We start from the raw sequence: 4,963 nt of genomic DNA, 5'->3' as shown, positions 1-4,963 counted from the left end.
CTCCACAGGGGATTCCTCCATCACCAAGGCAAGTCCAGAGGCAACAGCAACAACAAAAGCAAAGGCAAAACCGGGGCAGCGCCGTCCAGCTGCGTGTGAGGTCGAATGTGCTGCTTAAACTGACTGCATTACTGTCTTGACTCAGGGGGCCACTTCAGCCGGGTCTTTCGACTTGTCCGCCCACAGGTCCACATAGATCGTAGTCCAGCCTCGCTTTTTCATGGCGGGAAGCAGGTCTTCACGCAGGAAAGTGCTTTTCCCCGTGCGTCTTGGTGCAGCCAGAAACAAGCCGGAGCGACTATCCGCCAAGCCCTGGCCCCCAAGGCTGTCGCAATAACTCTCCGCCAGACCCGGGCGGTGGAAGGTAAACGGCTTGATTGCACTCATCCTGGGCTCCGACTTATGGCTACTTATGGTTGAAATTATAACTTATGGTTTTCGACATAAGTCAGGATAAGTCGGCTCAACATTCGATGCCGACCTCCTCTTGGGCAGCGGCGGGCTGCCAGTCGCGGACGTCGACCTTGCCGGTGACGGCGGCGGAAATCAGGGCGGTGCGGCGCTCTTGCAGAAGCTCTTTGGATAGCAGTGCTTGAGCGCATGGCACGTCGAATTTTTCTGCTTCAGCGGTGATATAGGCCACAACGGCAGCTTGTTCAGCCAAGGGCGGAAGGAAGACAGGAGTCTCCTGGCGCTTTTCCTTGAGCAGTTCGATCAGCCGTTGCTGCTTCTCGATCAGCGCATCGATCTTCGCGGTTTCGTGGTCGAGGAAGGCGGAGATTGTCTTTTGCTCATTTTTCGGAGGCAGGGCCAAATCAAGAACGGATCCGCTTCCGTACCCCGCAATGAGGCCAGCAACGCATCAACCACGCGCGGCGAATACAGCATCGCCAGATGGCCCAGCCCGTCGAGCACGCAACGCTTCGCACCGGCCAGAAGAAGATTCGCCTGCGGCATCACGTAGTTGTCGTGCGGACTGTAAATGGCTGTCGTCTCGACGTGGAGCGGTTCCTCGGCCAGGCGCACCAGCCAGTCGTTGCCCGGCACCATCTGATGTCCGTTCACGCCGAAGCCGATGCGCGCGAGTTCGCTGCCGCCGTAGGGCGTGCCGAGTGTCACGACGCGCAGCACTTTGTCGGCACCGTAGCGGCGCAGATAGACGCGTATCACCAGCCCACCCATGCTGTGCCCGACGAGGATCAGCCGCGCCGCGCCCGTCGCCGCGAGAACCTCGTCGATGCGTTGCGCCAGCGGTTCGACGTAGCGCTCAATGTCGGCGTAGATCGGTTCGAGGTTGAGCGTCGCCACGACCCGGCCGTGCGCCTCCAGCCGGCGACGCAGCCACCACCAGGCGGCGCGCGAGCAGCCATAGCCGTGAACCAGCAGGAGTGGCGGACGTTCGGCCGAGGGGCGCAGACGATCCGGCCCCATCCACAGGTTCTCGAAGGGCGAGAGGACGACGAAGTTGGCGACGAAGGCGCCCCACTCGGCGACGATCATGCGCAGCGTGCGCGCCGGCCCCAGCGGCGGCGCCGGCGAATGGCGCTTCCAAGCAAAGAGGTAAATCATGAGCGTCAGCGCAAGCCGCACGGCGAGCAGCGCGACAAGCGCGAACCCGGCCGCGCCAAGCGGCGACGCGTCGAGCAGATGCACGGCCAGCGCCGCGTAGAGCACGATTTCGAGACTGATCAGAATGCGAAGGGCAATGGCAAGCATGAACCGGGGTAGAGCCTAATGAAAAGGATGTGTAGGAGCGCACCCCAAGGGTACTTCCTGCGGGGCGCAGCTTTGCTGCGCGAAACTGGCGTCTCTGAGAAGAAACACCGCCCATCGCCCGATAAATCGGGCTCCTACGAAAATCGGGGCAATCGGGCCGCCGAATGCAGGTTGCCTCAACAAGCTACGCTGCCCGGACGGCATCGGCCTGTGCAGCCGCCGCGCGATCGACCTTGATCATGTCCGCAGCCTTCTCGGCGATCATCACGGTCGGCGCGTTGGTGTTGCCGCCGACCAGGAGCGGCATGATCGAGGCATCGACCACGCGCAGGCCGTCAATCCCGAGTACGCGCAGCCGCGCATCGACGACGGCGAGCGGGTCATGCGCAGCGTCGCCCATCTTGCAGGTGCCGATGGGGTGGTAGATCGTCTCGGCCTTGGCGCGGATGAAGGCGCGGATCTCGTCGTCGCTATTGACGCCGCGCCCCGGAACGATCTCTTCGCCGCGATACGGAGCAAACGCCCCGGACCCGAGAATCCGCCGCGCGAGCTTGAAGCCGCGCAGCATGTGTTCGACGTCGTCCGGGTGCGTCAGATAGTTGGCGCGGATTGCCAGCGGCGCAGCCGGATCGGCGCTGATCAGCCGGATGTCGCCGCGGCTCTTCGGGCGCAGGTTGCACACGTGCAGCGAGTAGCCCTCGCCGCAGAGGAAGCGCAGATCGCGCGCGTGGTCGCGCAGTTTTCCGGGGCTGAAGTGGAACTGCAGGTCGGGCCGCGCCTCCTCCGGCGTGCTGCGCGCCACGGCGCAACCTTCGGCGCCATTGGTCGTAAACATGCCGCGCCCGGCGTGCGCGTAACGGACCAGATCGACGCCGCCGCGCAAGACGGTGCGCCAGGTAATACCGTATGAAACCGGCCGGGTGCACGCCTGGACGAGAATGACATCGAGGTGATCCTGCAGGTTCTGGCCGACGCCGGGGAGATGGTGGCGCACTTCGACGCCCGTCGCCTGCAGGTGCTGGCGGTCGCCGATGCCGGAGAGCATCAAGAGACGCGGACTCTGAATGGAGCCGGCGGAAAGGATGACTTCCTGTGTTGCGCCGACTTTGCGCAACACGCCCTGATGCCGGTATTCGACGCCCACCGCACGCTGGCCCTCGAACAGCACGCGCGTCGCGTAGGCATCGGTGATCACCGTCAGATTCGGCCGCGAGCGCACCGGTTTGAGGTAGCCGCGCGCCGTGCTGCAACGCCGGCCGTCCTTCTGCGTCACCTGAAACGGCCCGACGCCTTCCGCGCTTTCGCCGTTGAAATCCTTGTTGAACGGCAGGCCGGTTTCGAGTCCGGCGTCGATGAAGACGTCGGTCAGCCGGTTCGGGCTGCGCAGATCGGCCACGTTGAGCGGCCCGCCCGTGCCGTGATACGGCGACGCGCCGCGCTCCTGGTTCTCCGAGCGCTTGAAGTACGGCAGCACGTCGGCGAACGACCAGCCGGGATTGCCGAGCGCCGCCCATTCGTCGTAATCGGCCGGATGCCCGCGCAGGTAGCACATCGCATTCGACGAGCTGCTGCCGCCCAGCGTGCGCCCGCGCGGCCAGAACATGCGCCGGCCGCCCATCTCCGGCTCGCGCTCGGTGCAGAAATTCCAGTTGAGCACCTTGCTGCGCATCAACCAGATGATGCCCATCGGCATGTGGATCAACGGATGACGATCCGGCGGCCCGGCTTCCAGCAGGCAGACGGTGACGGTGCGATCTTCGCTCAGGCGGTTGGCCAGCACGCAGCCGGCCGAGCCGCCGCCGACGACCACGTAGTCATAACCCGCTGTCGTTTCGAGCGCAGTCATGGATCACCGCAGCAGGAGACGGATCAGCTGCTCGAAGCGCGCCCCGTAGGGCGCCTTGAACAAGCCGATCCCGGACAGCCGCGACTGCCGGAAAACGCTCTTCCTGGCCGAAAACGTGCGGAAGCCCTCGCCGCCGTGATAGCAGCCCATTCCGCTCGCGCCGACGCCGCCGAAGGGCAGATCGTCCTGCGCGATGTGCAGGAGCGTGTCGTTGATCGTCACGCCGCCCGAGACGGTTTGATCGAGCACCGTGGCAATCGCCGACGCATCGGTATCAAAGTAGTAGAGCGCGAGCGGTCGCGGCCGCGCGTTGATGTAGTCAATCGCCTGCGCGAGGTCGCCGCAGGAGACGAGCGGCAGCAATGGTCCGAAAATCTCTTCCCGCATCACGCGCATGTCCGGCTTGACACCGCACAGAAGCAGCGGCGGGAAACGGCGCGTCGCCGGATCGGGCCGTGCAACCGGCACGAGCTCGATGATCTCGGCGCCCTTCGCGCGCGCCTCGTCGACCAACTCGGTCAGGCGCGCAAAATGACGGTCGTTGACGATGGCCGTGTAGTCCGGCGTCGTCGCAAAATCGGGATAACTGGCGGCGAACACCCGGCGCGCCGACTCGATGAAATCCTGTTCGCTGCCGGCCGGCAGCAGCACGTAGTCCGGCGCGATGCACGTCTGCCCGGCGTTGAGCGATTTGCCGACGATGATGCGCTCGACCGCCTTCGCGAAATTCGCCTTCTTGCCGATGATCGCCGGCGATTTGCCGCCGAGCTCAAGCGTCACCGGCGTCAGGTTCTCCGCCGCCGCGCGCATGACGTGATGCCCGACCGGCGTCGAACCGGTGAACAGCAGATGGTCGAACGGAAGCTGCGAGAAGGCGTGCGCCACGCCGGCGTCGCCCTGCACCACGGCGACCTCGTCCTCGGCGAAATGGGCGGCGATCAGCTCGGCAAAGAGGCTCGCGGTCGCCGGCGTGAATTCCGACATCTTGATCAGCGCGCGATTGCCGGCCGCCAGCGCGGCGACGAGCGGGCCGACGGCAAGATAGATCGGGTAATTCCACGGCACGATGATGCCGACCGCGCCGAGCGGCTGGAAACGCACCTCGGCGCTCGCCGGCTGAAACCACAAGGAAACGCGCCGCCGCTGCGGACGCATCCAGCCGCGCAGATGGCCGAGCGCGTCGGCAATCGCCTCATACGACGGAAACAATTCGAGCAGGCGCGTTTCGGCCGGCGAGCGATGCCCGAAATCGCGGCTCACCGCCTCGGCCAGCGCTTCGGCGTTCTCGCGCAACAGGCGGTCGAGCGCGCGCAGGCGACGCAGGCGCAGTTCCAGCGGCGGATTCGGCTCGGCGCGCGCCGCCAGACGCAGGCGCAGAAAGCGCGATTCGAGCAGATCAAA

Annotated in this window: 5 protein-coding genes; all 5 read right to left on the bottom strand. The window is 65.1% G+C overall.

What is annotated here, in order from left to right; all coding sequences use genetic code 11:
* Nucleotides 1-141 precede the first annotated feature (141 nt).
* Nucleotides 142-387: a hypothetical protein gene (locus tag KBA32_RS11065; RefSeq protein WP_294358883.1), complete on the bottom strand. Its 246-nt coding sequence runs from the start codon at nucleotides 385-387 to the stop codon at nucleotides 142-144.
* A gap of 76 nt (nucleotides 388-463) precedes the next feature.
* Nucleotides 464-814 carry a hypothetical protein gene (locus KBA32_RS11060; RefSeq protein ID WP_294358880.1) on the bottom strand — a complete coding sequence of 117 codons (351 nt, stop codon included), beginning with the start codon at nucleotides 812-814 and terminating at the stop codon, nucleotides 464-466.
* Complete coding sequence (locus KBA32_RS11055) at nucleotides 736-1,716, bottom strand: alpha/beta fold hydrolase (RefSeq protein WP_294358878.1); 981 nt, start codon at nucleotides 1,714-1,716, stop codon at nucleotides 736-738. Before KBA32_RS11055 ends, KBA32_RS11060 begins: the two co-directional genes overlap by 79 nt.
* Before the next feature lie 184 nt (nucleotides 1,717-1,900).
* Nucleotides 1,901-3,562: a choline dehydrogenase gene (locus KBA32_RS11050; RefSeq protein WP_294358875.1), complete on the bottom strand. Its 1,662-nt coding sequence runs from the start codon at nucleotides 3,560-3,562 to the stop codon at nucleotides 1,901-1,903.
* Nucleotides 3,563-3,565: 3 nt separating this feature from the next.
* The coding region (locus KBA32_RS11045) for a coniferyl aldehyde dehydrogenase (RefSeq protein WP_294358871.1) at nucleotides 3,566-4,963 on the bottom strand (1,398 nt) is incomplete at its 5' end.

This window comes from Propionivibrio sp., from assembly GCF_017995515.1.
GTDB lineage: Bacteria > Pseudomonadota > Gammaproteobacteria > Burkholderiales > Rhodocyclaceae > Propionivibrio.
Note: the sequence above shows the minus strand (reverse complement) of the source record. Positions and strands in the feature narration are given on the sequence as shown.

Excerpts from the sequence above, each read along its gene's own strand:
- KBA32_RS11050 (WP_294358875.1), bottom strand. The coding sequence starts at position 3,562 with ATGACTGCGCTCGAAACGACAGCGGGTTATGACTACGTGGTCGTCGGC.
- KBA32_RS11065 (WP_294358883.1), bottom strand. The coding sequence starts at position 387 with ATGAGTGCAATCAAGCCGTTTACCTTCCACCGCCCGGGTCTGGCGGAG.
- KBA32_RS11055 (WP_294358878.1), bottom strand. The coding sequence starts at position 1,716 with ATGCTTGCCATTGCCCTTCGCATTCTGATCAGTCTCGAAATCGTGCTC.